This is a genomic window from Burkholderia sp. HAN2018 (assembly GCF_024704855.1).
Classification (GTDB): domain Bacteria; phylum Pseudomonadota; class Gammaproteobacteria; order Burkholderiales; family Burkholderiaceae; genus Burkholderia; species Burkholderia cepacia.
Window position 1 is genome coordinate 1 of sequence record NZ_QOBB01000014.1, and the last position, 21,994, is coordinate 21,994.

The following is a 21,994-nucleotide window of genomic DNA, read 5'->3' on the forward strand; positions in this document are numbered from 1 at the left end:
GCTCGGGCGCACGCTCGAGCGCCGCGGCGGCACCCGGGCGCGTCGAGCGCACCGACGCGCCGCCCCATGCGCCTTCCGGCGCGCCGAGGTTCACGGTCGCGGCCAGCGCCTTAAAGTTCTTGCCCCACGAGCCCGACCACGGCAGCCCCGTCAGGATGAACGCCACCGTGCCGGCCGCGAGCCAGATGCCGGCCGTCGCGTGGAGGTTTTTCCACAGCGGCCGGCCGCGCAGCGACAGGTCGGGCCGCAATGCGCGCCCGACGCGCGCCGTGCCGCGCGGCCACCACAGTGCGATCCCGGTGCCGATCATCACGAAGGTCCAGCACGCGGCGAGCTCCATCAGCAGTTCGCCCGTCTTGCCGAGCAGCAGCTTGCGATGCAGCATCCGGTCGATCTGCATGAAGCGGTTCTCGACGCTCAGCGTGCCGAGCACGTTGCCGTCGTACGGGTTCACGTACACGCTCTCGCGGCTGCCGTCGCGCAGCCGGAACACGTATTCCGCGCTGCGGTCCGGCGCGGTCGAGACCTGGACGGAAACCGGCGTCGCGCCGGCCGGGATCGCGGTGCGCGCGCGCGCGAGCAGCAGGTCGGGATCGAGGCGCGGTGTGGCACGCGGCTCGACGACGAGCCGGTGCGGATACAGCAGCGGCTCGATCTGCGGCTGGAAGCAATACAGCGTGCCCGTGATCGCGAGGATCACCAGGAAAGGCATGACGAACAGGCCGGCATAGAAGTGCCAGCGCCAGAGCGTCCGGTAACCCGCGTGGGCGGAATGGGCGGGCGAGAGGGCCCGCTCGACGGTGGTCGACATGGTGTCAGCTCCTCGTGTTCGTTGAGCGGCCACGCCGGCGCGTGCCGGCGGACGTCAACGTGCGTTGCGCCCGCCTGCACGCAGCGACGGAGCGGGCGGCGCGGCGCCATGCGCGGACGGTGCGCATGACGGCGTCGCCCGCGCGGTGCGGGCAGGCGGATGAACGCTTGAATCAGGTCGTATGAGACGAACGGCGTGCAGGCCCGTGCACATCGATGTGCGCGGGCCGCGAGGCGGAACCGTCAGCAGAACAGGGGAGGCGCGCGGGAAGGCGGGCGATCGTCGAAGATCGATCGCACGAACGGAAGAGAGGCGACGTGAATCCGGAAGCGCCGCGGTACGGCGGCCGGAAACAGCAGCACCAGCAGCACGAACGACGCGAGCGCCGTGAACAGCGCGGCGCCGAATGCGCACAGGCTGTCGCCGCCTCCGGCAGAAGCCGGGTTGTCGGCGTGCGCGTCATGCTTGAGCGCATCGGCGAGCGCGAGCGCATCGTTGGCCGGCGTGATCGGCGCGCCGGCATCGAAACGGGCAGCCAGCGCGGCCACGTCGACGATCAGCGGGCCGCGGCCCGAACACAGCACCACCGAGCCCGCATCCGGACCGTCCGGATCGAGCATCACGGCGCCCGACATCAGCGCGCGGGACAGCAGCGTCACGAGGAGGAACCCCCACAGAAGCTGTCGCGCGACGCCTGGCCGGAGCAGGAAGCGGCGAAGTGCGTTCATGGCGCGCGATTGTACCTCCGTTTGCGGTGCGGGGCCGCTCGTCGCGCTGATGCACGGCATCAGCCCGGCGTGCTGCCGGAAGCGGATGCGGCGCGCGCGCGGCGGCTATCCGGAACCGGGCGATCCGCTTTCCGGCGGCGCGTTCGCCGGGCCGTATGACCAGGAGCCGTCCGCGCGGGCAGTGAGCACGTTGCCCGAGCGCCGGTCGTAGAGATGCCACTGTTCGTCGGCCGGGTCGTCGCCGTACGGCCAGGTCGTCAGCTTGCCGCCTAGGTCGAAGTCGAACGCCCACGAGCCCGGCTGGGCGCGCGGCGCGATCGATTGCAGGATCTGTCCGTCGAGACGTTGCGCGGCGGCGGCGATGTCGCCGGAGCGGGATTCGCTATGCGCGAGTTCGAGACCGTCGAGCGCGATCGACCAGTGGCAGTAGCAGATCCACAGATGCCCGCTGCCGGCGACCGTCACGTGCCGCGACGCGAGCCTGTCCCGGGATGCCGCGGACAGGCCGGGCGAGCCGGCGAGCGGCTCCCTGACATGCAGCGCGGGCTGCCCGAATTCGAACGTGAGAAAGCTGCCCTGGCCTTTCGTCACGGACCAGGCCGGGGTGTCGCAGATGGCCGGCCAGATCCGGTCGAAGTCGGCGGCGTTCACGGCGTGCGTCTCGCGTCGGCGAAACCGGCCCGGGTGTCGTTCGCGGTGTCGTCATCGCCGGCGAGCAGATCGGACAGGTCGGCGGGCGACATGCGCCGCATCGCCCACTCGACGTCGCGATCGTAGCGGCGATCGTTCGGGTCGAGATGCTTTTGAGCCTTGCGCCCGTAGCGTTTCACGAACACGCCGAGCGCGCCGGCCAGCCGGGATGTCCGGTTCCTGATGCTCATGCGGCGAGATTATCGGGCATGCGCGCGAATCGGGAATGGCCGCCGCGGCCGTGCTTGCCGCCGGCGGCAGCCGCTGCGTCGTGCCGGCTCAGGCCGGATACGCATCGTCGACTTTCAGGTTCGCGAGGCGGAACAGCGTGCGCAGCGTCTGCGGATGAATGTCGCGATGCGCGGCGAGCGACGTCAGCATGAAGTCGAGCACCTTCGCGTAGCGGAGCAGCACGAGGCAGCGCGCGAGATCGGGCGTGCGGCCGCGCATGTCCTCGGCGAGGTGGACCATTTCGGTCGACAGCGAGCGCGCCATCTCGAGTTCCATCTGCTGTTTTTCGGTCCAGTCGGGCAACGGCTGTTCGAGCAGTTTCGCGAGAAAGAGCTGGAACGACGTGTCGGACGAATTGGGCAGCGCATCCATGAAGGGCCTCGTTGCTTGCGCGAATCGTTCGGGCGTATCCGCTGGACGCGCCCGAGGGTGGGTTTGTGTCCGCGCGATGACCGGCGCGGCTGTCTCGCCCGAATGGAACGCAGGTTCCGTACCAGCTCGGCGGGGCGATTGTCGAGCAATGTCGAGCGACGGGGCGATGCAGGGCGGCGAGTCCCGCCGGTACTGGATCGTGGCGGCGATCGAGGAGGCCGTCTACCTGCGCGGCGCGATGCATGTCGGGTGCGCGGGGCGGTCCGGCGAAGCGAAATGCTTCACGGATGTAACGTAACGCGGGGATAAATTGCGTCGCGCGTTCCATGGCGGGCCGACGAAACGGGCAGCCGCGCGCCTGCCGCCTGCGCCTGTCAGGCGTTCGGCCGGCCGGAGGCGGCGCTGCGGGATGGCCGCCGCGGCCGGCGAAAACCGGCGGCGAATGTGACGGGTGTTTCAAAACCGAGACGGATTCGCCCACGGCGAGCCGGCTGCACGACCTGTCCAACTGGCCCAGCGAATTGCCGGCCAATTGTCCATGGGCAGACGGCGCGCGTTTGCCAACAATGCGCTGATCATCCCTGCGAGGTTCGACATGAGCGTCCACGCTTTTTTCTCGGCCAACCTGCTGTTGGCCTACACGGCCTATTTCATCGGGACGGCCAGCCCCGGGCCGAGCAATCTCGCGATCATGTCGGTCGCCGCGAACCAGGGCCGCAAGGCGGCGCTCGCGTTTGCGCTCGGCGTGATTTCAGGGTCGATGGTCTGGGCGACAGTGGCGGCGCTCGGCGTGTCGGCCGCGCTGCTGGCGTGGTCGAAGCTGCTGGTCGCGATCAAGATCTTCGGCGGGTTGTACCTGATGTGGCTGGCATTCAAGTCGGGGCGCACGGCATGGTCGGGCAAGGCGGCGACGTCGCTGAACGCAGCGGGCGAGCAACGGCTGTCGCGTTTCTACGTACGCGGCGCAATGCTGCACCTGACCAATCCGAAGGCGATCCTCGTGTGGGTGTCGATCGTCGCGCTGTCGTCGAATGGCGCGGGCGCGTCGCACGGCGCCGTCGTGCCGGGCTGCCTCGTGATCGGGTGCCTGGTGTTCGGCGGTTATGCGCTCGTGTTCTCGATGAACGGCGCGCGCCGGCTGTACGTGCGCGGCCGGCGCGCGATGGAAGCGTGTCTCGCCGTCGTGTTCGGCGTGGCGGGGATTCGGCTGCTGGTGTCGAACGTGTAGTGCATGCGGCGGCCATGCGGGCGCACGGCCGCCGCAAGCGGCTCGCGAGTGAGCGAGCCGTGCCGCGCGGCCGCCGTACTCAGAAAATGAAGCCCGTGTTGATGAACTTCGACGTGTGATCCGACACGATCGAATCGAGCAGCTGCTTGCTGCTGTCGGTCTGCTTCGCCGCGACCATCGAGCGGATCGAGAACGCGCGCAGCGCGTCGCTCACCGACAGCGTGCCTTCCGCCGAATCCTTGCGGCCCGCGAACGGGAACACGTCGGGCCCGCGCTGGCACTGGCAGTTGATGTTCACGCGGCACACCTGGTTCACGAGCGGATCGACGAGCGCGCCGATCTGCACCGGATCGGAGCCGAAGATGCTGACCTGCTGGCCGTGATCCGACGTCGTCACGTAGTCGAGCGCCGTCTCGACGTCGTCGAACGGCGCGACCGGAATGATCGGCCCGAACTGTTCCTCGCGGTACAGTTTCATCCCTTCCGACACCGGGTACACGACGGCCGGATAGAACAGCGTCTTGCTGAACTCGCCGCCCGAATGGTTGACGACCTGCGCGCCCTTGGCCTTCGCGTCGTCGATCGCGTCCGTCATGTAGGCCGTGCGATGCATGCCGGGCAGCGGCGTGATGCTGACACCCTTCTCCCACGGCATGCCGATCTTCAACTGCTCGAGCGCGGCGGTGAAGCGCTTCAGGAATTCGTCGACGATCGAGCGGTGCACGAGCAGCATCTTCAGCGCGGTGCAGCGCTGGCCGTTGAACGACAGCGCGCCGAGCAGGCACTCCTTCACGGTGAGGTCGAGATCGGCGTCGGGCAGCACGATCGCCGCGTTCTTCGCGTCGAGGCCGAGGATCGCGCGCAGGCGGTGCGACTTCGGGTGCTGCTTCTTCAGGTGGTCGGCCACCTTGCTCGAGCCGATCAGCGCAAGCACGTTGATCTTGCCCGACGCGAGCATGTGCGGCACGACCACCGCGCCGGGCGCGTAGATCGTGTTGATCACGCCCTTCGGGAACGCGTCGCGGAACGCCTCGAGCAGCGGCTCGAACAGCAGCGTGCCGTATTGCGGCGGCTTGAACACCACGGTGTTGCCCATCAGCAGCGCGGGAATCAGCGTCGCGAACGTCTCGTTCAGCGGATAGTTGTACGGGCCCATGCACAGCACGACGCCGAGCGGCGTGCGGCGGACCTGGCCGATCGTGCCTTCCGCGATCACGAAGCGCGAGTTCGCGTTGTCGAGCTCCTTCAGCGCGTCGATCGTCTGCGTCATGTACGTGACGGTGCGGTCGAACTCCTTCTGCGAATCGGCGAGGCTCTTGCCGATCTCCCACATGATCAGGTTCACCACCAGTTCGCGCTGCGCGACCATCCGCTTGATGAAGTCCTGCATGCACGCGATGCGCTGCTCGACCTTCATCGTCGGCCACTCGCCGCGGCCCGAGTCGTATGCGCGCACCGCGGCGTCGAGCGCCGCGTCGCTTTCCGGCTCGCCCATCACGGGATAGCTGCCGATCTCGACCTGCTCGACGCTGCCGTCCGCCTGTCGCACACACACGGGCGACAGCACGGTCTTGGTCGCGCCGTCCCACGGGCGCAATTCGCCGTCGACGAGCGACACGCGCTGGTGGATCGGCGAAGTGAGCCGGTACTCGGCGGGGATGTCCTGAAAGGCGGGAAACAGCTGTTGCAGGGAAGCGGAATCGGGCATGACGGTCTCGTTTGACGGGGTGTCCGGGAAGGACGGGCGATGCGAATCCTGAGCTGAGCGATCCTCGATCCTGAATCGGCATGATGACGCGCGCACGACGAAGCGTCACGGGGAAACATGGCCGAATCAGCGAATGGAACCAGTTCCATTAAAAAGGAACGCCGGCATGAATGCAAGATTTGCCGAATCGTGCCGCATGCCTTGAAAGCATCCGGAAAGACTGTTGCCGAATGCTTGGTATAAGACGCCACAGGCACCCGCAAACGTTTCCCTGTGGCCGGATTGCGCGGATAATGGCTCGGCGCGGCGAAGAAAAAAATGAAGTGAACCTGAGAGCACACGGAGTGAAGAACAGAAGAAAATCCGCCGCACTGCCGATGCGAGGTCGGCTGCCCGGAGCGCCGGGTCGGGGTTGCCCGGTCCGGCGCGCACCGGACTTCGAATGCATGCCGTCTGCTTCGACGGATGCTTCGTGATCCTCTCCAGTCTCTTCGTCGTCAAATCCCGAATCCCGCCTGGCACCCGGTCCTTCATCGCCCGATGGGGGAGATGGAATTCTTTCGTTTAAATTACGTTCGGGCCGCACAAAAGCTCGAAACGGAAAGGTATTCGTCAGGAATACGGAGCGCTGAGCGCATGCACGTTGCGGGCAGGCGACACGTCGAAAAATTACTAAAAACACGAATCATTCTCGTTTAATATTTCGCTCCGTTACAAGTCGCGACAGAACGTCGCGGCTCGTTTCGAGCCGGTTCCGCCGGCCGGCAGCCACCCGCGCCGGCTGTGCGTCGGCCGGCGGATGCGACGGGGAGATCCCCCGCGCATCGTCTCCTTCACGGAACGCTTCGTCGGTCGATTCGCCGCGTGATGCGCGCGTTGGCCGGATGCGTTTTCGTTCGCCGTTTTTCCTTCAGCCCCTACGTTCACGATGAAACTCAACAAGAGCGCCTGCCATGCGCTTCTGATCGCCACGTCGCTGGCCGGCGCACGCACCTCGTTCGCGCAGGCGAGCGACACCGCGGCGACCCTGCCCGCGATCTCCGTCAATGCGGCTGCCGAGCATGCGTCGTACGACGGCGGCCACTCGCGCGCGGCGACCAAGACCGACATGTCGCTGATGGACGTGCCGCAGACGGTGAACGTCGTTCCGCACGCAGTGATCGAGGACCAGAACGCGACGTCGATGCAGGATGCGCTGCGCAACGTGCCGGGCATCGGTTTTTCGGTCGGCGACGGCCAGCGCGACCAGATCACGATCCGCGGCTTCAACAGCATCACGGACCAGTACGTCGACGGCATCCGCGACGACGCGCTGTATTACCGCGACCTGTCGAACGTCGATCGCGTCGAGGTGCTGAAGGGGCCGGCGGCCGTGCTGTACGGCCGCGGCTCGGCGGGCGGCATCGTGAATCGCGTGCTGAAGCGGCCGGAAGCGAACCCGGTGCGCGACGTGGGCGTGACGCTCGGCACGCGCGGCGAGCGGCGCGGCGAATTCGACCTCGGCTGGAACGCGAACGATGCGGCGCGTTTTCGCATGACCGGCGCGGCCGAGAACTCGAACAGTTTCCGCGACCAGTTCCAGCTCAACCGCCAGGCGATCGCGCCGTCCGCGCAGTTCAAGCTCGACCGCGACACGGTGCTGAACGTCGAATTCGACTACCTGCACGACCGCCGCACGTCCGACCAGGGCCTGCCCGCGTATCGCGGCCGGCCGGTCGACGTGCCGATCAACACGTATTACGGCTCGGCGGACGCGGCGAACAGCTCGTACAACGACATCTCCGCGAAGAGCGCGACGGTGTCGCTCGATCACCGCTTCAGCGATTCGCTGTCGTTTCACGGCGCGATCCGCGCGTACGACTTCTCGCTCGAACGCAAGAACTACGTGACGTACGAGCCGATCAAGACCGCCGCGCACCCGGTCGTGACGCTCGACCAGTCGACGCGCCAGCGCACCGACCACGGCATCGACGGCCTGTTCGAGCTCACGCAGAAGACCTCGCTGTTCGGCATGCGCCACGAACTGCTGTACGGGCTCGAGCTGTCGCAGCAGCAGAAGTTCGACACGATCTATAGCGTGTCGAAGGTCGCGACCTACGATCTGTTCAATCCGCAGCAGGTGATCCTGCCCGGCGTGCCGACCGGCGCGCGGGCGAAGACGAACGCGTCGACCGTCATCGGGCTCGCGGGCGTCTATGCGCAGGACCTGATCTCGCTGACCGAGCACTGGAAGGTGCTCGCGGGGCTGCGTTTCGACTACCTGAACCAGATCCGCCACGACTACACGTCGTCGAACGTCAACCTCGACCGTACCGATCACGCGTGGAGCCCGCGCGTCGGCCTGATCTACGAACCGCTCGACTGGCTGACGCTGTACGGGTCGTTCAGCCAGTCGTTCTCGCCGCTCGCCGATACGCTGATCAGTGCCGGCGCGTTCGCGAACGGCGCCGCGCTCGCGCCGCAGAAGACCACCGCGTATGAAGTCGGCTCGCGCTTCGACCTCGGCGGCAAGGCGACGGCGAGCGTCGCGCTGTTCGACATGCGCCAGACCAACCAGCAGATCGGCGACCCGAACAATCCCGGCTACGCGCTGCCGATCGGCACGCAGCACGTGCACGGGATGGAGCTGGGCTTCACCGGCGAGATCGCGCCGAAGTGGTCGGTGTATGCGGGTTATGCGTACCTGAACGGGACGGTCGACGGCTCGGCGCAATCGACGGCAGCGGGCGTCACGGTGGCGAGCAACACGCCCGGGCTGATGCCGCGCCACAGCGCGAACCTGTGGATCAAGCGCGAGCTGCCGTACGGCTTCTATGCGGCGGCCGGCATGCAGTTCCAGTCGGCGCGTTATACGTCGGCGAGCGATCTCGTCACGCTGCCGTCGTTCACCACGTTCAATCTCGGCGCCGGCTATCGCAGCAAGAAGGTCGACGTGACGCTCACGCTCGACAACCTGTTCGATCGTCGCTACTTCATTGCCGCGCACGGCAATGCCGACCTGTACAACATGCCCGGCGACCCGCGCACGCTCACCGCGACGGTGAAGTGGCATATGTAACGCTCGTCACGCGCATCACGCGGGCGTTGCGCGACAATGCGGGTCATCGTCACGATGGCCCGCCTTTCGCTCCCCATGATCCGCCAAGCGCTTGATGTATCGAACCTGACCGGCCGCGCCCGCACGTTGTGCGCCGTATTGTTGCTGGCGTGCGGCCCGGCCGCGGCGGGCGAGCAGCCGATCCTGGCCGATGCCGAGCCGGAATGCCACGCCGTGCATGTCGACCGGACGATCACGCTGTCGGGGCGTTACGCGGTCGATTACGACGACGAAGCGGTCGGGCCGGACGTGTGGTTCGAGGACGACGATGCGTCGGCGATGCGCTTGCCCGACCGCTCGCAACGTGCGGGCATGATCGTTTTCACGAACCAGGACGTTGCGCGACGCGGGCTGCGGCTGCCCGCCGCGCAGCCGCACGGCGTTTGCCTGCTCGACGGGCGCGCGACGCTCGTGATCCGCGATCTGTATACCGCGTGCCCGGGGCTGGAAACGCCCGATAGCGCGCGGCTGGTGAAAGTCGTCAAGGCCAGCGTGCCGGTGCGGCACGCCTGCAACGCCACCGCACGCTGACGCCACCGCGGCGTTACTCGACGTCCTCGTCATCCTCGTCATCCTCCAGATCGGCATCCTCCTCCACGCGCTCCGGCGCCGCATACGCGCTCGCCTGCTCGAGCAGCCAGCCGCGAAACAGCTCCAGCGGCTTGCTGTGGCTGAACTCCGTCGGATACACGAGGTAGTACGCCGAATCGCCGACCGTCGCCGCGTCGCACGGCACGACCAGGCCGAGCTGTTGCAACTGTTCCTCGACGAAGAATTTCGGCACGAGCGCGACGCCGAGCCCGGCCGCGGCCGCGCTGATCAGCATCGTGTGCAGCTCGTAGCGCACGCCCTGCATCGTGCGGATGTCCTCGACGCCGTGCGTCTCGAACCACTGCGCCCACGCGCCGGGGCGCGTCGTCGAGTGCAGCAGCGGGTAGGCGAGCAGATCCTCGACGCGCTCGACGGGCCGGTCGAGCAGCGCGGGCGAGCAGATCGGCACGACTTCCTCGCCGAACAGGTAGTCGGACGACGTACCGGGCCAGGTCGGCTTGCCGTAGTGGATCGCGGCCTCGAAGTGCGTGTCCTCGAACGAGAACAGGTCGGTGCGGCTGCCCATGTTCACGCGCACGTCGGGCGTGCGGTCGTAGAAGCTCTTGATACGCGGGATCAGCCAGTGCGACGCGAAGGTCGGCAGGACCGCCAGCTCCAGGTAACCGCCGCCGCTGCCGTGCGCGATGATCGACAGCGTGTCGCGGTCGAGCGCCTCCAGCGCGCGGCGCACCTGCGTGCCGTAGAGCTTGCCGGCGCGCGTCAGCACGACGCGCTGCTTCACGCGTGCGAACAGCCGCACGCCGAGGCTGGCTTCCAGCGTCGCGATCTGGCGCGAGACCGCGCTTTCCGTCAGGAACAGCTCCTTGGCCGCGTGCGTGAAGCTCTCGTGGCGGGCGGCGGCTTCGAAAGCCACGAGCGCGCCCATGTTGGGGATCTTGAATTTGCGCATGATGTTCGATTCGTCTGACGGTCAGGCCCGCGCGGCGTCGGGCGGAAGGCGGGGCCGAGGAACGGCTGATAATTCCAAAAACTCATCACGTATCAATTTAATCTCGCTTTACGCCCGGCTGCAACCCTTTGAATAATGCTCCCCACGCAAGGTCAGGCGCCCGCTGGGCAGCCGGCCGACGAGTTGCCGGCACGTTTGCCGGCGGTCCCCCGAGACGAGAATCCTGATGCGCAATCCGAATATCGAGAGCTTGCTGACGAAGCTGCTGGGACAGGCGAAGACCGACGCCCTGTTCTCGACCCTGAACATGCCGGCCATCCTCGAAGAATGGGAGGACGGCGTCGTGACGCGCGCGGAAATCGCGCAGGCGATGAACATGGCGCTGTTCGAAGGGCTGCTCGAGCGTTCGGCGAACGGCCGCGCGTACACGGCCGACGCGATCGAAAGCGGCGGCTCGGTCTATTTCGACCACGGTGCGCTGCGCACGGTGCGCTGGCCGCACACGGGCGCGCTGCCGCCGGGCGAGGCCGCGTTCACGCGCATCCTGCGTCCGCTCGGCTTCCGCCTGAACGGTCGTTACCCGCTCGACAAGCTCGGCATGACGGGCCGCGCGTATGCGCATGAAGACGCGCCGGACGAAATCGCGCAGTTCTTCGTCAGCGAACTGCATCCGGAACGTTTCTCGAAGGAATTCCAGCAGGCCGTGACGAACGTCGTCAGCTCGTCGCGCGATCCGCTGTCGCCGGCGGCCGTCGCGCTGCTGTGGGAAGTCGAGCGCGAAGGCTGGCTGTCGCTCGACGCCGCGCACGCGCTGCTGCCGGAGATCGTCGGTGCGTTCGCGCGCCAGCACGATGTGCCGAACGAACTCGACTACGAAACGCTGCTGATGGAATCGGCGGAAATGGCGTGGATCGCGACCGAAGGCAATGCGTTCAACCATGCGACCGATCGCGTGGCCGACGTGTTCAAGCTGTCCGACGACGAGAAGGCGAAGGGCCGGCCGATGAAGCCGGAAGTCGAGCGCTCGCGCTCGGGCCGCGTGTTCCAGACCGCGTATCGTGCCGACACCGTCGAGCGCGAGTTCCGCACGCGCGACGGCGGCACGGTGAAGCGCAACGTGCCGGGCTCGTTCTACGAGTTCATCACGCGAAAGCGCACGTTCGACCAGGCGGCGCGCCGCTGGGTGACCGACCTGCGTTTCGATGCGGGCAACGCGCAGGGCATCTTCAAGATGACGGCGAACGCGGCGAAGTAACGAAGCGAAAGCGGGGTACGCCGCTTTCGGAAGCAATGAGCCGATCGGGCAGGGCGCAAGGGCGTCCTGCCCGATTTGCGTTGGGCGGCGGCCCGCGATGCAACGCAATACGCGCGATCGGGCGAATGCCGGATCGCGGCGTCACGGTCATCGATGTGGTTGGGGAAAGTGGAAAGCGGCAAAGCGGCCGGCCCATGCCGCGCCCCGTGCCGTCAGAATACGTGCGTGATCAGAAAGAACAGCACCAGCAGCCCGACCGGCACGCCGAGCAGCCAGGCGATCAGGTATTTGCCCATGTCGTAGGTCCTGGTGGCCGCGACGCCGTCGGCGCCGCGGCGGTTGCATGAATGTGCTGTCGCGTCACAGCTCGCGGTCGAATTCCTTCAACTGCTTCTCGGCCGCGTCGCGGGCGATCCCGTACCGTTCCTGGATCTTCCCGGCGAGATACTCGCGATTGCCGTCGGCGACGGCCAGATCGTCGTCGGTCAGCTTGCCCCACTTGGCCTTCAGCTTGCCGGTGAGCTGCTTCCACTGGCCCTTGATCTTGTCCTCGTTCATCGTGTGCTCCTTGTCGTGCAGGGATAAAAAGCGCGGCGGCGTGCCGCGCCGGGAGGTCAGGCCTTCGCCTTCAGGCCGGATGCGTCGACGTGCTTCACGCCCTTGACCGCGCGCGACACGGCGATCGCCTTCTTCACGGCGGTCTTCGTCGGCAGCACGCCCGTCAGCGTGACGACGCCGTCGACGGTCTTCACGCTGATGTCGACGCTCTTCAGGCCGTCGGTGGCGGCCAGCTCGCCCTTCACCTTGGTCGTGATCCATGTGTCGGTGACGGGCTGGTTCGATTCGGTCTTCATGCCGTTGTCGGCGGATGCGTCCTGCGCAACCGCGTTCGTGAGCGGCGCGGCGCCGAGCAGGAAAGCCGCGCTGACGGCGAGCAGTGTCGAAAGGTGCGAGATTTTGTTCATTGATGTTCTCCTTCGATTGATGGGGTGAGTGGACCGATCGTCGAGCACGGATCGTGCCGCGCGATCGTGCCGCGCGTTACTCCCGCGTTACTCCATTACCCGGCGATCGGCGTGTCGTAGCCGGGCTCGCGCGGCGGCATGTCCGGGCGCGGCACGTCGGGCGGCAGCGGAACCGGCGGATCGGTGCCGGGCGGCGGTTCGGGCGGGTTGTCCGGAGGCGGTTCGGGCCGCGTCGGATCGGGTGTCTGATGCAGCTTCATCGTGCTTCTCCTCTGCGGTTCGGATGGCAGCGCATGAGCGCCGATGCAGAACCAGCGTACCGGGTCGAACGTGCACGGGCATCGCGCAAATTCACCTGATCGGCTAGTGCGTTTGCACGGGGGCGTCGTGACGGGGAGGGGGTGCGCTCGCGGGGTGCGGCGCGCGCAAAGCAGGCGCGGAGAATGCTTCCGGCATCGGCGGGATGCCGCACGGTGGCGGCACGCGGTGCGAATGTACTATGGCGATTAGTGCATCCGCGCCTGTCGCGCACGGATGCGGCGCGCGATCATCGCCACACGCGCCGGCCGGCGCGTGTCGACGAAGCGGCAACCGGGCCGGCGGTCATGCTGACGACATGGACAAGCATTCGATGAACGAACAGGTAAACGAACAGGTGCTGAAGTCGCATACCGACCGGCGCCAGCTGCACCAGATCATCGCGGGGCTCACCGAGGGCGTGATCCTGGTCGAACCCGACCAGCGGATCGTCTGGGCGAACGAGGCCGCGCTCGCGATGCACGGCGTGACCGAGCTGAAGGCGCTCGGCGAGACCGTCACCGATTACCGCGAGCGCTTCCGGCTGCGCTACCGGAACAACCATCCGGTGCGCGACGGCCACTATCCGATGGATCGCGTGATCGCGGGCGAGGAGTTCAGCGACGTGACGGTCGAAGTGGAATCGGCCGCCGACGAATCCGTGAGCTGGGTCCACCGCATCCGCAGCCTCGTGCTGACGAACGCGGCCGGCGAGCCCGACTGCCTCGCGCTGGTGCTGCACGACGCGACCGAATGGGCGAGCGCCGAGGAGCGCTTCGAGCGCACCTTCAACGCGAACCCGGCGCCGGCCGTGATCTGCCGGCTCGACGACCTGCGCTACGTGAAGGTCAACCAGGGTTTTCTGGACATGACCGGCCACGCGCGCGACGACGTGCTCGGCCGTTCGGTATACGAGCTCGACGTGCTCGAACAGGCCGAACGGCGCGAGCTCGCGATCGAGCGGCTCGGCGAAGGCGCGACGATTCCGCAGATGGAGGCCGTGCTGAAACTCGCGGACGGCAGCACGAAGGCCGTGGTCGTCGCCGGGCAGCCGATCGACATGAACGACGAGGCATGCATGCTGTTTACGTTCATGGATCTCGAGCCGCGCAAGCAGGCCGAGCGCGCGCTGCGGCAGAGCGAGGAACGCTTCGCGACGGCGTTCCGGATGGCGCCGGTCGCCACCGCGATCGTCACGGCCGACCGCTTCGAATTGCTCGACGTGAACGGCGCGTTCGCCGCGATGACGGGCCATGCGCAGGACGACCTGCTCGGCAAATCCGCGGAGGAAATCGGGTTGTGGGCCGAACGCGGCGCATGGCAGCGCATCGAAGGCCGGCTCGCGCGCGACGGCAACGTGCGCAACGCCGACGTGCAGATTCGCACGCGCGACGGTGACGTGCGCGACTGCGTCGTGTCGGCCGACCCCGTCGCGATACACGGGCGCGACTGCCTGCTCGTCGCGCTGCTCGACATCAGCGATCGCAAGCGCACGGAGATGGAACTCGTGTACGCGATCGAAACGGCGATGCAGGATGCGTCGTGGTTCAGCCGCACGCTGATCGAGAAGCTGGCGAACGTGCGGCGCGCGAACGCGCCGGATGCGGGCGCGCAACTGTCGGACCTGACCGCGCGCGAGCGCGACGTGTTCGACCTGCTGTGCCACGGTCTCGCCGACAAGGAAATCGCCGGCCGCCTCGGGCTCGCGCCGAACACCGTGCGCAATCACGTCGCGACGATCTACGCGAAGCTCGACGTGCACAGCCGCGGCGAGGCGATCGTATGGGCGCGCGAACGCGGAATCGTCGGCGCGGCCGACGCGAACGGCACGCGCGGCGCGAAGGCGGGCGAGAACGGCAAGGACTGACGCCGTCGGTACGAATGCACCATGCGCGCTGGTGCATCCGCATCTGCCGCGCGCGGCGCCCGCTTGCGATCCTGTCCATTCGGCGGCGCGGCGCTGGCCGTCATGCCGCCGGTTCTCCCCAACCATCGCAGGAGACGACCATGGACAGGAATCGGATCGAAGGCAAGCTCAAGCAGGTCAAGGGTTCGGTCAAGGAAGCGCTCGGCAAGGTCACGGGCGACCGCAAGACGGAAGCGGAAGGCGTCGCCGAACAGCAGGCCGGCAAGCTTCAGGAGCAGGCCGGCGAGGCGGCGGATGCGGCGCGCAAGCAGACGGGCGCCGATCGGCACTGACCGATAACGCGGCGCCGCGGGCGTCGCGGTGGCCGGCCGGGCCGTCATCGCAACGATGATGCGCTGCCGGCATGACCACGACCGGCCTTGATGGACGGGCGCCGGCGCCGCTTCCCATGAAAACTGCCTGCCCGCGGTTCACGGCTGCGCGGGCCGCGGGCAGGCCGCGCATGCGGAACTTGATGACAAATCCTCACTACATAGTTCCGATATTTCGTTTGCTGCACGGGTATTGGCTACCCACAATCCATTCACCTCTTTCGCGATGAAAGGCTCTTCGGAGACGGAGCCGCGGCGATCGACCGGCCGGGTGCGTCGCACGACGCCCCGGTAGCGGACGAGACGACCGGCACGCGAGAGGGTGTCGACGCGCGGTGGTCGCGCGTTGCATCCCGGCCCCCAGAACAAGGATTGTCATGACGTTCCGCATTCGTTCGCTTTCCGGCGTCGCATTGACCGCCGCGATTCTCGCGCTCCAGACGGGCGCGGCCCACGCGCAGGAGACGGTCGTCAAGGTCGGCGTTGCCGGCCCGCTGACGGGGGGCGGCGCCGCCTACGGCAAGGACATCGAGAACGGCGTGCGCATGGCCGTCGACGAGGCGAATGCCGCGCATCCGACGGTGGGCGGCAAGCCCGTGAAGTTCGTCGTCGCGTCGCAGGACGACCAGAGCGATCCGCGTACCGGCGTGCAGGCCGCGCAGCAGCTCGCCGACGCGCAGGTGGCCGTCGTGATCGGCCACTTCAATTCGGGCACGACGCTGCCCGCGTCGAAGATCTACGCGAAGGCCGGCATTCCGATGATCACGCCGTCGGCGACCAATCCCGACATCACGCGTGCCGGGCTCGGCACCGTGTATCGCGTGATCGCGACCGATACGCAGAACGCCGGCAACGCGGGCGCCTATGCGGCGAGCGTGACCAAGGCGAAGCGCATCGCGATCATCGACGACCGCACCGCGTTCGGCCAGGGCGAAGCCGACGAATTCGAGAAGGCCGTGAAGGCGAACGGCGGCACGATCGTCGCGCGCGAATTCACGAACGACAAGGCGGTGGATTTCAGCGCGCAGCTCACGAAGATCAAGAGCACCAACGCCGATCTCGTGTTCTTCGGCGGCCTCGACGCGCAGGCCGCGATGCTCGTGAAACGCATGCGCCAGCTCGGCATCCGCGCGCAGTTCCTCGCGGGCGGCGGCGTGATGAACGCGAACTTCATCAAGCTGGCCGGCAACGCGGCGGAAGGCGCGGCCGTGTGGGAATACGGGCAGCCGCTGTCGCGTCTCGCGAAGGGCAAGGCGTTCGAAACGAAATTCCGGCAGAAGTACGGTGTCGACATGCTCGCGTATGCGCCGTTCGCCTACGACGCGACGTGGATCGCGATCAACGCGATGCAGAAGGCGAACTCGACGAAGCCGGCCGATTTCAACGGCGCGCTGAAGGGCACGCGCTACGACGGCATCACGGGCACGATCGCGTTCACGAACACGGGCGACCTGAAGAGCCCGAGCTCGACGCTGTACGAGGTGAAGAACGCCGCGTGGCAGCCCGTCACGACGAAATCGGCGGATTGAACGCAACAGGCGCGCGCGGACTTTCGCGGCGCTGCCGGACGTGCTGAAATGCCATCGGCGATCGGTTGCGATCGCGGCGCACGCCGGTGCGGCAGCCGCACGAGTCCGCCCGCGCGACGCCGCGTGCGACGCGGCACGAACAACCCACGGGCGCGGCCGGGTGGCCGCGCCCTTCATGTGCAACTGGAGTCAGTCGTGAGTTCTCAAGTCGTCATCGTCGGCGGTGGTGTGATCGGCAGCTCGATCGCCTATTTCCTGCGCGCCACCGATCCCACGGTATCCGTGACCGTCATCGAGCGCGACCCCACCTATGCGAGATCGTCGTCGGCGTTGTCGGCCGCGTCGATTCGCCAGCAGTTCTCGACACCGCTGTCGATCCAGATGTCGCTGTTCGGCATCGACTTCCTGCGCACGATCGGCGAACGGCTCGAAGTGGACGGCCACCAGCCGTCGATCGACCTGCACGAAGGCGGCTACCTGTTCCTCGCGACGCCGGCCGGCGACGCGACGCTGCGCGAGAACCATGCGCTGCAGACGAGCCTCGGCGCGGATATCCGGCTGATGGATCGCGATGCGCTGCGTGCGAAGTTTCCGTGGCTGAACGTCGACGATCTCGTCTCGGGCTCATATGGCGTGAGCGGCGAAGGCTGGTTCGACGGCTACGGGCTCGTGCAGGCATTGCGCAAGAAGGCGCAGGCGCTGGGCGCGCGCTACGTGCCGTCCGACGTGACCGCGGTGGTGCGCGACGGCCGCAAGGTGACGCATGTGGTCACGGCCGATGGCGAACGTTACGCGTGCGACACGCTCGTCAACGCGGCCGGTGCGTGGGCCCGCACGCTGTCGTCGATGATGGGCATCGACATCCCCGTCCATGCGCGGCGCCGCAGCATCTTCAACGTGTCGTCGCCTGCCAGGCTCACGGATTGCCCGCTGCTGATCGACCCGACCGGCGTGTATTTCCGGCCGGAAGGGCGCACGTACATCTGCGGGACGTCGCCGAGCCCGGATCGCGATCCGGACGACCTGCCGCTCGACGAAGTCGACCACGACCTGTTCGACGAGGTGATCTGGCCGACGCTCGCGAACCGCGTGCCGGAGTTCGAGGCGCTGCGCGTGGAGAACTGCTGGTCCGGGTACTACGAGTACAACGTGTTCGACCACAACGCGATCATCGGGTATCACCCGGACCTCGACAACGTCGTGTTCGCGAACGGCTACAGCGGCCACGGGCTGCAGCAAGGGCCGGCGACGGGGCGTGGGGTCAGCGAACTCATTCTGGGCGGGCGTTACGACACGCTCGACCTGTCGTCGCTCGGTTGGGCGCGGGTGCTGGAAAACCGGCCGATCGTCGAAAAGAACGTCGTGTAGCGCGGCGTGCCCCGCCCGGTGTGGTGGGCGGGATTCTCCTTGTGTCTCGACTCATTGGCCCGACTGTGTCGGGCCTTTTTTGTTGCGCGTGTCAGCCGGCGCCGTAGATCGCGTCGCGCAGATCGATCGTGTACTGGCCGTTCATCCCTTCGTAAAGCGTGTTCGACAGCGACACGACGGTGAGCCCGCGGGCGCGGTCGACGAACCACGAATGCCCGTAGACGCCGCCCCAGCGCCACGTGCCCACGGATTCCGGCGATGCCGCCGCGAGCGGGTCGCGCAATACGGAGAACCCGATGCCGAACCCCGCGCCGGGCAGGTCGGGCAATTCGAGGTTGCCGGTGTGGGCGCGGCCCATCTCGTCGACCAGGTCGGCCGGCAGCAGCGAGCCGCCGCCCGCACGCAGCGTGTCCAGCACGTTCAGCACGTCGCCGGCGGTGCCGACCATCCCGGCGCCGCCCGACGGGAAGGCATCCGCGTCGAGCGCGCGCGACGGCGAATACGTCACGCCGACGGTTCCGTCGAAGATGGGCACGGTTTCGTTTTCGGCGAGCCGGTGCGGTTGCGGCGTGTCGTTGACGTAGGGCGTCGCGAGCCGCGCGGGATCGCGTGCGACGAATCCCGTGTCGCGGGCGCCGAGCGGGCGGAGCACGAGCGTATCGATGGCGTCGGCGAGCGGCAGCCCGCTGACGGCCTCGATCAGCGCGCCGACCACGTCGATCGAAAGCGAATAGTTCCAGCCGGTTCCCGGCGCGAACTGCAGCGGCACGCTCGCGATCCTGCGCAGGTTCTCGGCGAGCGTGATCGATGCGGCATCGAGCCCGTCGGAGGCGCCCGCGCGCGCATAGGGGCCGGTCGCGTCGGCTTCCGTGAAGCGATAGCCGAGGCCGGCCGTATGCGTGAGCAGGTGGCGCACCCTGATCACCGGCACGCTGCCGTCGTGCAGCGCCGGGCGGAACCCGGGCAGCCAGCGCGTGACGTCGTCGTCGAGCGACAGCTTGTGTTGCGCGACGAGCGCCATCGCGGCCGTCGAGACGATCGGCTTCGTCACCGATGCGAGCCTGAACTGCGTGTCCTCGCGCATCGGCGTGCGCGCTTCGCGATCGGCGAACCCGGCCGCGCGGCGATAGACGAGTTCGCCGTCGCGTGCGATCAGGACGACCGCACCAACGAGGCGATGTGTTTCGAGTTGACGGGACAGTACCGCATCGACGCGCTCGGCGAGTGCGGGATCGGTCGACGGCTGCCGGGATGATGCGCGGTTGGGGATCATCGAAGACTCTGTCGTGAAAGGTGAGCCGACATGGTAGGCGGCATGCCAGGGAAGTGGCGTTTATCCATACGTCGAACAGGGCTTCGTGCACCGCACCGGCCGACGCGGGCGGCCACGGGGCGGGGGATTCGACCGGGCGCCACGGCAGCCGCGTTGCGGTGCGTCACGCCGGACCTGCGCCGGGCGGCTGCCAAAATATGCCCCAAGCGGCGGGCGGCGTTCGTTAGAATCTGCTTTCGTCGAGGAAACAGCGCAATTGCATTGGGGCAGGGCGGTATCGCGTCACGGACACTGCTTGCCCGGAATTCATCGTTCATTTTTCACCGGAGGCGAGCATGCCAGGTTTACTTCCCGATGTTGACCGCGAGGGGCTCCTCGAATATTCGGTGGTGTACACCGATCGCTCGGTCAACCATATGTCGCAACGCTTTCAGGGCGTCATGCGCGACATCTCCGGCACACTGAAAAACGTCTACAACGCGAAGTCGGTCGTGATCGTCCCGGGCAGCGGGACGTTCGGCATGGAAGCCGTCGCGCGGCAGTTTGCAACGAACAAGAAGTGCCTGGTCATCCGCAACGGCTGGTTCAGTTTCCGCTGGTCGCAGATTTTCGACATGGGCAGCATTCCGTCCGAAACGACGGTGCTGAAGGCGCGCCCGGTCGAAGCGGGGCGGCAGGCCGCGTATGCGCCGGCCCCGCTCGACGAAGTGGTCGCCGCGATCAGGGAACACAAGCCGGATCTGGTCTTTGCGCCGCATGTCGAAACCGCGTCCGGGATGATGCTGCCCGATGCGTATCTGCGCGCGGTGGCCGACGCCGTGCATGCGGTCGGCGGCATGTTCGTGCTGGATTGCATCGCGTCCGGCACGGTGTGGGTCGACATGCAGGCGAGCGGCGTGGACATCCTGATCAGCGCGCCGCAGAAGGGCTGGAGCGCGTCGCCGTGCTGCGCGATGGTCATGCTGAGCCCGCTCGCCCGCGAGCGCATCGATGGCACGACCAGCACCAGCTTCGCGTGCGATCTCCGCAAGTGGCTGCAGATCATGGAAGCCTACGAGGGCGGCGGGTTCGCGTACCACGCGACGATGCCCACGGACAGCCTCACGACGCTGCGCGACGTGATGAAGGAAACCGAGGCATACGGGTTCGACAAGGTGAAGGCGGAGCAGCTCGAGCTCGGCAAGCGCATTCGCGCGCTGCTGGCCGACAAGGGTTTCCGGAGCGTGGCGGCTGAGGGCTTCGAGGCGCCGGGCGTCGTGGTCAGCTACACGGACGACGACGGGATTCGGTCGGGGAAGAAGTTCGCCGACGTGGGCTTGCAGATCGCGGCCGGCGTGCCGCTGCAATGCGACGAGCCGGAGGATTTCAAGACCTTCCGTCTGGGGTTGTTCGGTTTGGACAAGCTGCATGATGTCGACGGTGCGGTTGCGCGGTTTGCCGACGCGCTGGAGCGGATTCTCTAAGCCGCTTGGCGGACCTGGGCGAGGCCGTGGGCGGTGGGTGGTTGTACCCGCGGCCTGCCGCCTCGCCCGATTCGTCGTCATGGTCTCGGGCTCCGGGTTCGACGGACTCATCCGCGGCGGGGCCGATTCATTCGCCTGTACGGCTTACCTGAAAGGCTCGCATGGCATACATCGTTCGACACGAAGTTCCGCCGGTATCCACCTACATCGACATTCGTCTTGCCGCAGGGTTGAGCAGGAAGTCGGAACAGGCCGCGACGATCGGGTTGAAGAACGGGCTCTTCAGCGTCGTGGCTTACTGCGACGGTGTGCCGGTCGGAATCGGCAGGGTCATCGGCGACGGCGGCTGCTTCTTCGAGATCGTGGACATCGCGGTGTTGCCCGCTCACCAGAAGAAAGGCGTAGGTGACCTGATCATGCGGGCGCTGATGGGCTACGTTCACGAGAATGCGCCGCCGACCGCGTATGTCAGCCTGATGGCCGATCACGGCACACCGAAGTTCTATGAACGCTACGGTTTTCAGCCATCGTCGCTGCCGGAGAAGGCGGGGATGTTCCTGCGGATTGCGTAGCGTGCGGGAGGCCGATCATCGCGGGTGATCGCTGGCCGTCGACCGTGCCGGAAACGGTAGACGTGCACGCTTACCACCGCTCATCGCGGCGACGGTCCGGTCTTTCTTGAGTTTGTCGACACGCTTTTGCATTGAGCGCGCCTGCTTCTCATTGTCATGCTCACGGCCCCAGGCGGCGACGCGTTTGCTGCCGATGGCGAGCCGGTCAATTTCCTTTTCGTTCGGCGGCACGGCGCACCTGCGCCGCCGCGTCGGCGTCGGCGATCCGAATGGACCACAGGTCGGCTGGCGCCGTGCGTTCGGCAATACACAGCAATACGTAGCCGGGCTCGACTTTGTCGTTCGTGAGCGGCGGGCCGCTGTCCCGCGCGGCCACCGTGGCTTTCGTTGCGCTTCCAACGACCTCGGTGGAACAAGTTGGCACGACGCTGGCGGCAGAAGCATTCAGTGACCGCAATCAACGAAATCCGGAAGTTGGATTGCGTTGCTGGCGTGCAGCATCGAAACCGCTCGGGGTTGGTCGCAAGTTGACGCCGATTTTGCCCCGGCAATGCACGCCAATCCCGCTCCATTCGCCGCAATCAATTCGCAAGGATTGGCAATATCGGACTCGCCGGCCAATCGATGACTAATATGCGTGGCGACTTAGTGGAAGACGAAAAATATAT

General features: G+C 66.9%; 23 protein-coding genes. 10 read left to right on the plus strand and 13 right to left on the minus strand.

Annotated features, from left to right (window positions below; all coding sequences use genetic code 11):
• The 5 genes from DPV74_RS05280 to DPV74_RS05300 all read right to left on the minus strand — a co-directional run.
• On the minus strand, positions 1 to 811 hold an 811-nt coding region (locus DPV74_RS05280; protein WP_162922955.1), incomplete at its 3' end, for a PepSY domain-containing protein.
• A 242-nt stretch (positions 812 to 1,053) separates the two neighbouring features.
• Positions 1,054 to 1,539: a hypothetical protein gene (locus DPV74_RS05285; RefSeq protein ID WP_027789774.1), complete on the minus strand. Its 486-nt coding sequence runs from the start codon at positions 1,537 to 1,539 to the stop codon at positions 1,054 to 1,056.
• A gap of 105 nt (positions 1,540 to 1,644) precedes the next feature.
• A complete protein-coding gene (locus DPV74_RS05290; protein WP_119336699.1) occupies positions 1,645 to 2,190 on the minus strand; it encodes a hypothetical protein in 546 nt (181 codons plus the stop codon).
• Positions 2,187 to 2,420 carry a hypothetical protein gene (locus DPV74_RS05295; protein ID WP_119336700.1) on the minus strand — a complete coding sequence of 78 codons (234 nt, stop codon included), beginning with the start codon at positions 2,418 to 2,420 and terminating at the stop codon, positions 2,187 to 2,189. Before DPV74_RS05295 ends, DPV74_RS05290 begins: the two co-directional genes overlap by 4 nt.
• 88 nt (positions 2,421 to 2,508) lie before the next feature.
• The gene (locus DPV74_RS05300; protein ID WP_021162626.1) at positions 2,509 to 2,832 is read right to left on the minus strand and encodes a hypothetical protein; all 324 of its coding nucleotides are present in this window, start codon (positions 2,830 to 2,832) and stop codon (positions 2,509 to 2,511) included.
• Between the two features lie 595 nt (positions 2,833 to 3,427).
• On the opposite strand from DPV74_RS05300, the gene DPV74_RS05305 reads away from it, so the two are divergent.
• Positions 3,428 to 4,060: a LysE family translocator gene (locus DPV74_RS05305; protein ID WP_059687693.1), complete on the plus strand. Its 633-nt coding sequence runs from the start codon at positions 3,428 to 3,430 to the stop codon at positions 4,058 to 4,060.
• Between the two features lie 79 nt (positions 4,061 to 4,139).
• Here the strand turns inward: DPV74_RS05305 and DPV74_RS05310 are convergent, their stop codons facing one another.
• Positions 4,140 to 5,768, minus strand: coding sequence for an NADP-dependent glyceraldehyde-3-phosphate dehydrogenase (locus DPV74_RS05310; RefSeq protein WP_119336701.1), 1,629 nt, complete (start codon positions 5,766 to 5,768; stop codon positions 4,140 to 4,142).
• A gap of 928 nt (positions 5,769 to 6,696) precedes the next feature.
• Here DPV74_RS05310 and DPV74_RS05315 point away from each other — a divergent pair.
• Both DPV74_RS05315 and DPV74_RS05320 read left to right on the plus strand, forming a co-directional pair.
• Entirely contained in the window at positions 6,697 to 8,826 is a 2,130-nt protein-coding gene (locus DPV74_RS05315; protein WP_060085677.1) for a TonB-dependent siderophore receptor, read from the plus strand.
• A gap of 75 nt (positions 8,827 to 8,901) precedes the next feature.
• The gene (locus DPV74_RS05320; RefSeq protein ID WP_240439929.1) at positions 8,902 to 9,396 is read left to right on the plus strand and encodes a hypothetical protein; all 495 of its coding nucleotides are present in this window, start codon (positions 8,902 to 8,904) and stop codon (positions 9,394 to 9,396) included.
• Between the two features lie 13 nt (positions 9,397 to 9,409).
• Here DPV74_RS05320 and DPV74_RS05325 read toward each other — a convergent pair whose 3' ends face one another.
• Positions 9,410 to 10,366 (minus strand): LysR family transcriptional regulator, encoded by a 957-nt coding sequence (locus DPV74_RS05325; RefSeq protein WP_119336703.1) that lies wholly within the window; start codon positions 10,364 to 10,366, stop codon positions 9,410 to 9,412.
• Between the two features lie 226 nt (positions 10,367 to 10,592).
• On the opposite strand from DPV74_RS05325, the gene DPV74_RS05330 reads away from it, so the two are divergent.
• On the plus strand, positions 10,593 to 11,621 hold the full coding sequence (locus DPV74_RS05330) for a DUF1338 domain-containing protein (protein WP_027789766.1): 1,029 nt from the start codon (positions 10,593 to 10,595) through the stop codon (positions 11,619 to 11,621).
• Positions 11,622 to 11,981: 360 nt separating this feature from the next.
• Here DPV74_RS05330 and DPV74_RS05335 read toward each other — a convergent pair whose 3' ends face one another.
• The 3 genes from DPV74_RS05335 to DPV74_RS05345 form a co-directional block, all read right to left on the minus strand.
• Positions 11,982 to 12,179, minus strand: a complete 198-nt coding sequence (locus tag DPV74_RS05335; protein WP_021162617.1) for a CsbD family protein — start codon at positions 12,177 to 12,179, stop codon at positions 11,982 to 11,984.
• A 56-nt stretch (positions 12,180 to 12,235) separates the two neighbouring features.
• Positions 12,236 to 12,586 (minus strand): BON domain-containing protein, encoded by a 351-nt coding sequence (locus tag DPV74_RS05340; RefSeq protein ID WP_119336704.1) that lies wholly within the window; start codon positions 12,584 to 12,586, stop codon positions 12,236 to 12,238.
• A gap of 95 nt (positions 12,587 to 12,681) precedes the next feature.
• Positions 12,682 to 12,846, minus strand: coding sequence for a hypothetical protein (locus tag DPV74_RS05345; protein ID WP_021162615.1), 165 nt, complete (start codon positions 12,844 to 12,846; stop codon positions 12,682 to 12,684).
• A gap of 371 nt (positions 12,847 to 13,217) precedes the next feature.
• Here DPV74_RS05345 and DPV74_RS05350 point away from each other — a divergent pair, with 371 nt between their 5' ends.
• The 4 genes from DPV74_RS05350 to DPV74_RS05365 all read left to right on the plus strand — a co-directional run bounded on the left by DPV74_RS05350 (position 13,218) and on the right by DPV74_RS05365 (position 18,018).
• On the plus strand, positions 13,218 to 14,750 hold the full coding sequence (locus DPV74_RS05350) for a PAS domain S-box protein (RefSeq protein WP_119336720.1): 1,533 nt from the start codon (positions 13,218 to 13,220) through the stop codon (positions 14,748 to 14,750).
• Between the two features lie 140 nt (positions 14,751 to 14,890).
• Positions 14,891 to 15,082, plus strand: a complete 192-nt coding sequence (locus tag DPV74_RS05355; RefSeq protein WP_027790671.1) for a CsbD family protein — start codon at positions 14,891 to 14,893, stop codon at positions 15,080 to 15,082.
• 416 nt (positions 15,083 to 15,498) lie between these two features.
• The gene (locus tag DPV74_RS05360) at positions 15,499 to 16,650 is read left to right on the plus strand and encodes a branched-chain amino acid ABC transporter substrate-binding protein (RefSeq protein ID WP_027790672.1); all 1,152 of its coding nucleotides are present in this window, start codon (positions 15,499 to 15,501) and stop codon (positions 16,648 to 16,650) included.
• Between the two features lie 195 nt (positions 16,651 to 16,845).
• Positions 16,846 to 18,018: an FAD-binding oxidoreductase gene (locus DPV74_RS05365; RefSeq protein WP_059692821.1), complete on the plus strand. Its 1,173-nt coding sequence runs from the start codon at positions 16,846 to 16,848 to the stop codon at positions 18,016 to 18,018.
• Positions 18,019 to 18,109: 91 nt separating this feature from the next.
• Here the strand turns inward: DPV74_RS05365 and DPV74_RS05370 are convergent, their stop codons facing one another.
• Positions 18,110 to 19,291: a serine hydrolase gene (locus DPV74_RS05370; protein ID WP_091920372.1), complete on the minus strand. Its 1,182-nt coding sequence runs from the start codon at positions 19,289 to 19,291 to the stop codon at positions 18,110 to 18,112.
• Positions 19,292 to 19,626: 335 nt separating this feature from the next.
• Here DPV74_RS05370 and DPV74_RS05375 point away from each other — a divergent pair, with 335 nt between their 5' ends.
• Together DPV74_RS05375 and DPV74_RS05380 are read left to right on the plus strand one after the other, a co-directional pair.
• A complete protein-coding gene (locus DPV74_RS05375) occupies positions 19,627 to 20,754 on the plus strand; it encodes an aminotransferase class V-fold PLP-dependent enzyme (RefSeq protein ID WP_027790675.1) in 1,128 nt (375 codons plus the stop codon).
• A gap of 161 nt (positions 20,755 to 20,915) precedes the next feature.
• Entirely contained in the window at positions 20,916 to 21,326 is a 411-nt protein-coding gene (locus DPV74_RS05380; protein ID WP_059692827.1) for a GNAT family N-acetyltransferase, read from the plus strand.
• A 15-nt stretch (positions 21,327 to 21,341) separates the two neighbouring features.
• Here DPV74_RS05380 and DPV74_RS05385 read toward each other — a convergent pair whose 3' ends face one another.
• The gene (locus DPV74_RS05385) at positions 21,342 to 21,557 is read right to left on the minus strand and encodes a hypothetical protein (RefSeq protein WP_205571889.1); all 216 of its coding nucleotides are present in this window, start codon (positions 21,555 to 21,557) and stop codon (positions 21,342 to 21,344) included.
• Entirely contained in the window at positions 21,532 to 21,702 is a 171-nt protein-coding gene (locus DPV74_RS05390) for a hypothetical protein (protein ID WP_257942954.1), read from the minus strand. Before DPV74_RS05390 ends, DPV74_RS05385 begins: the two co-directional genes overlap by 26 nt.
• Positions 21,703 to 21,994 lie beyond the last annotated feature (292 nt).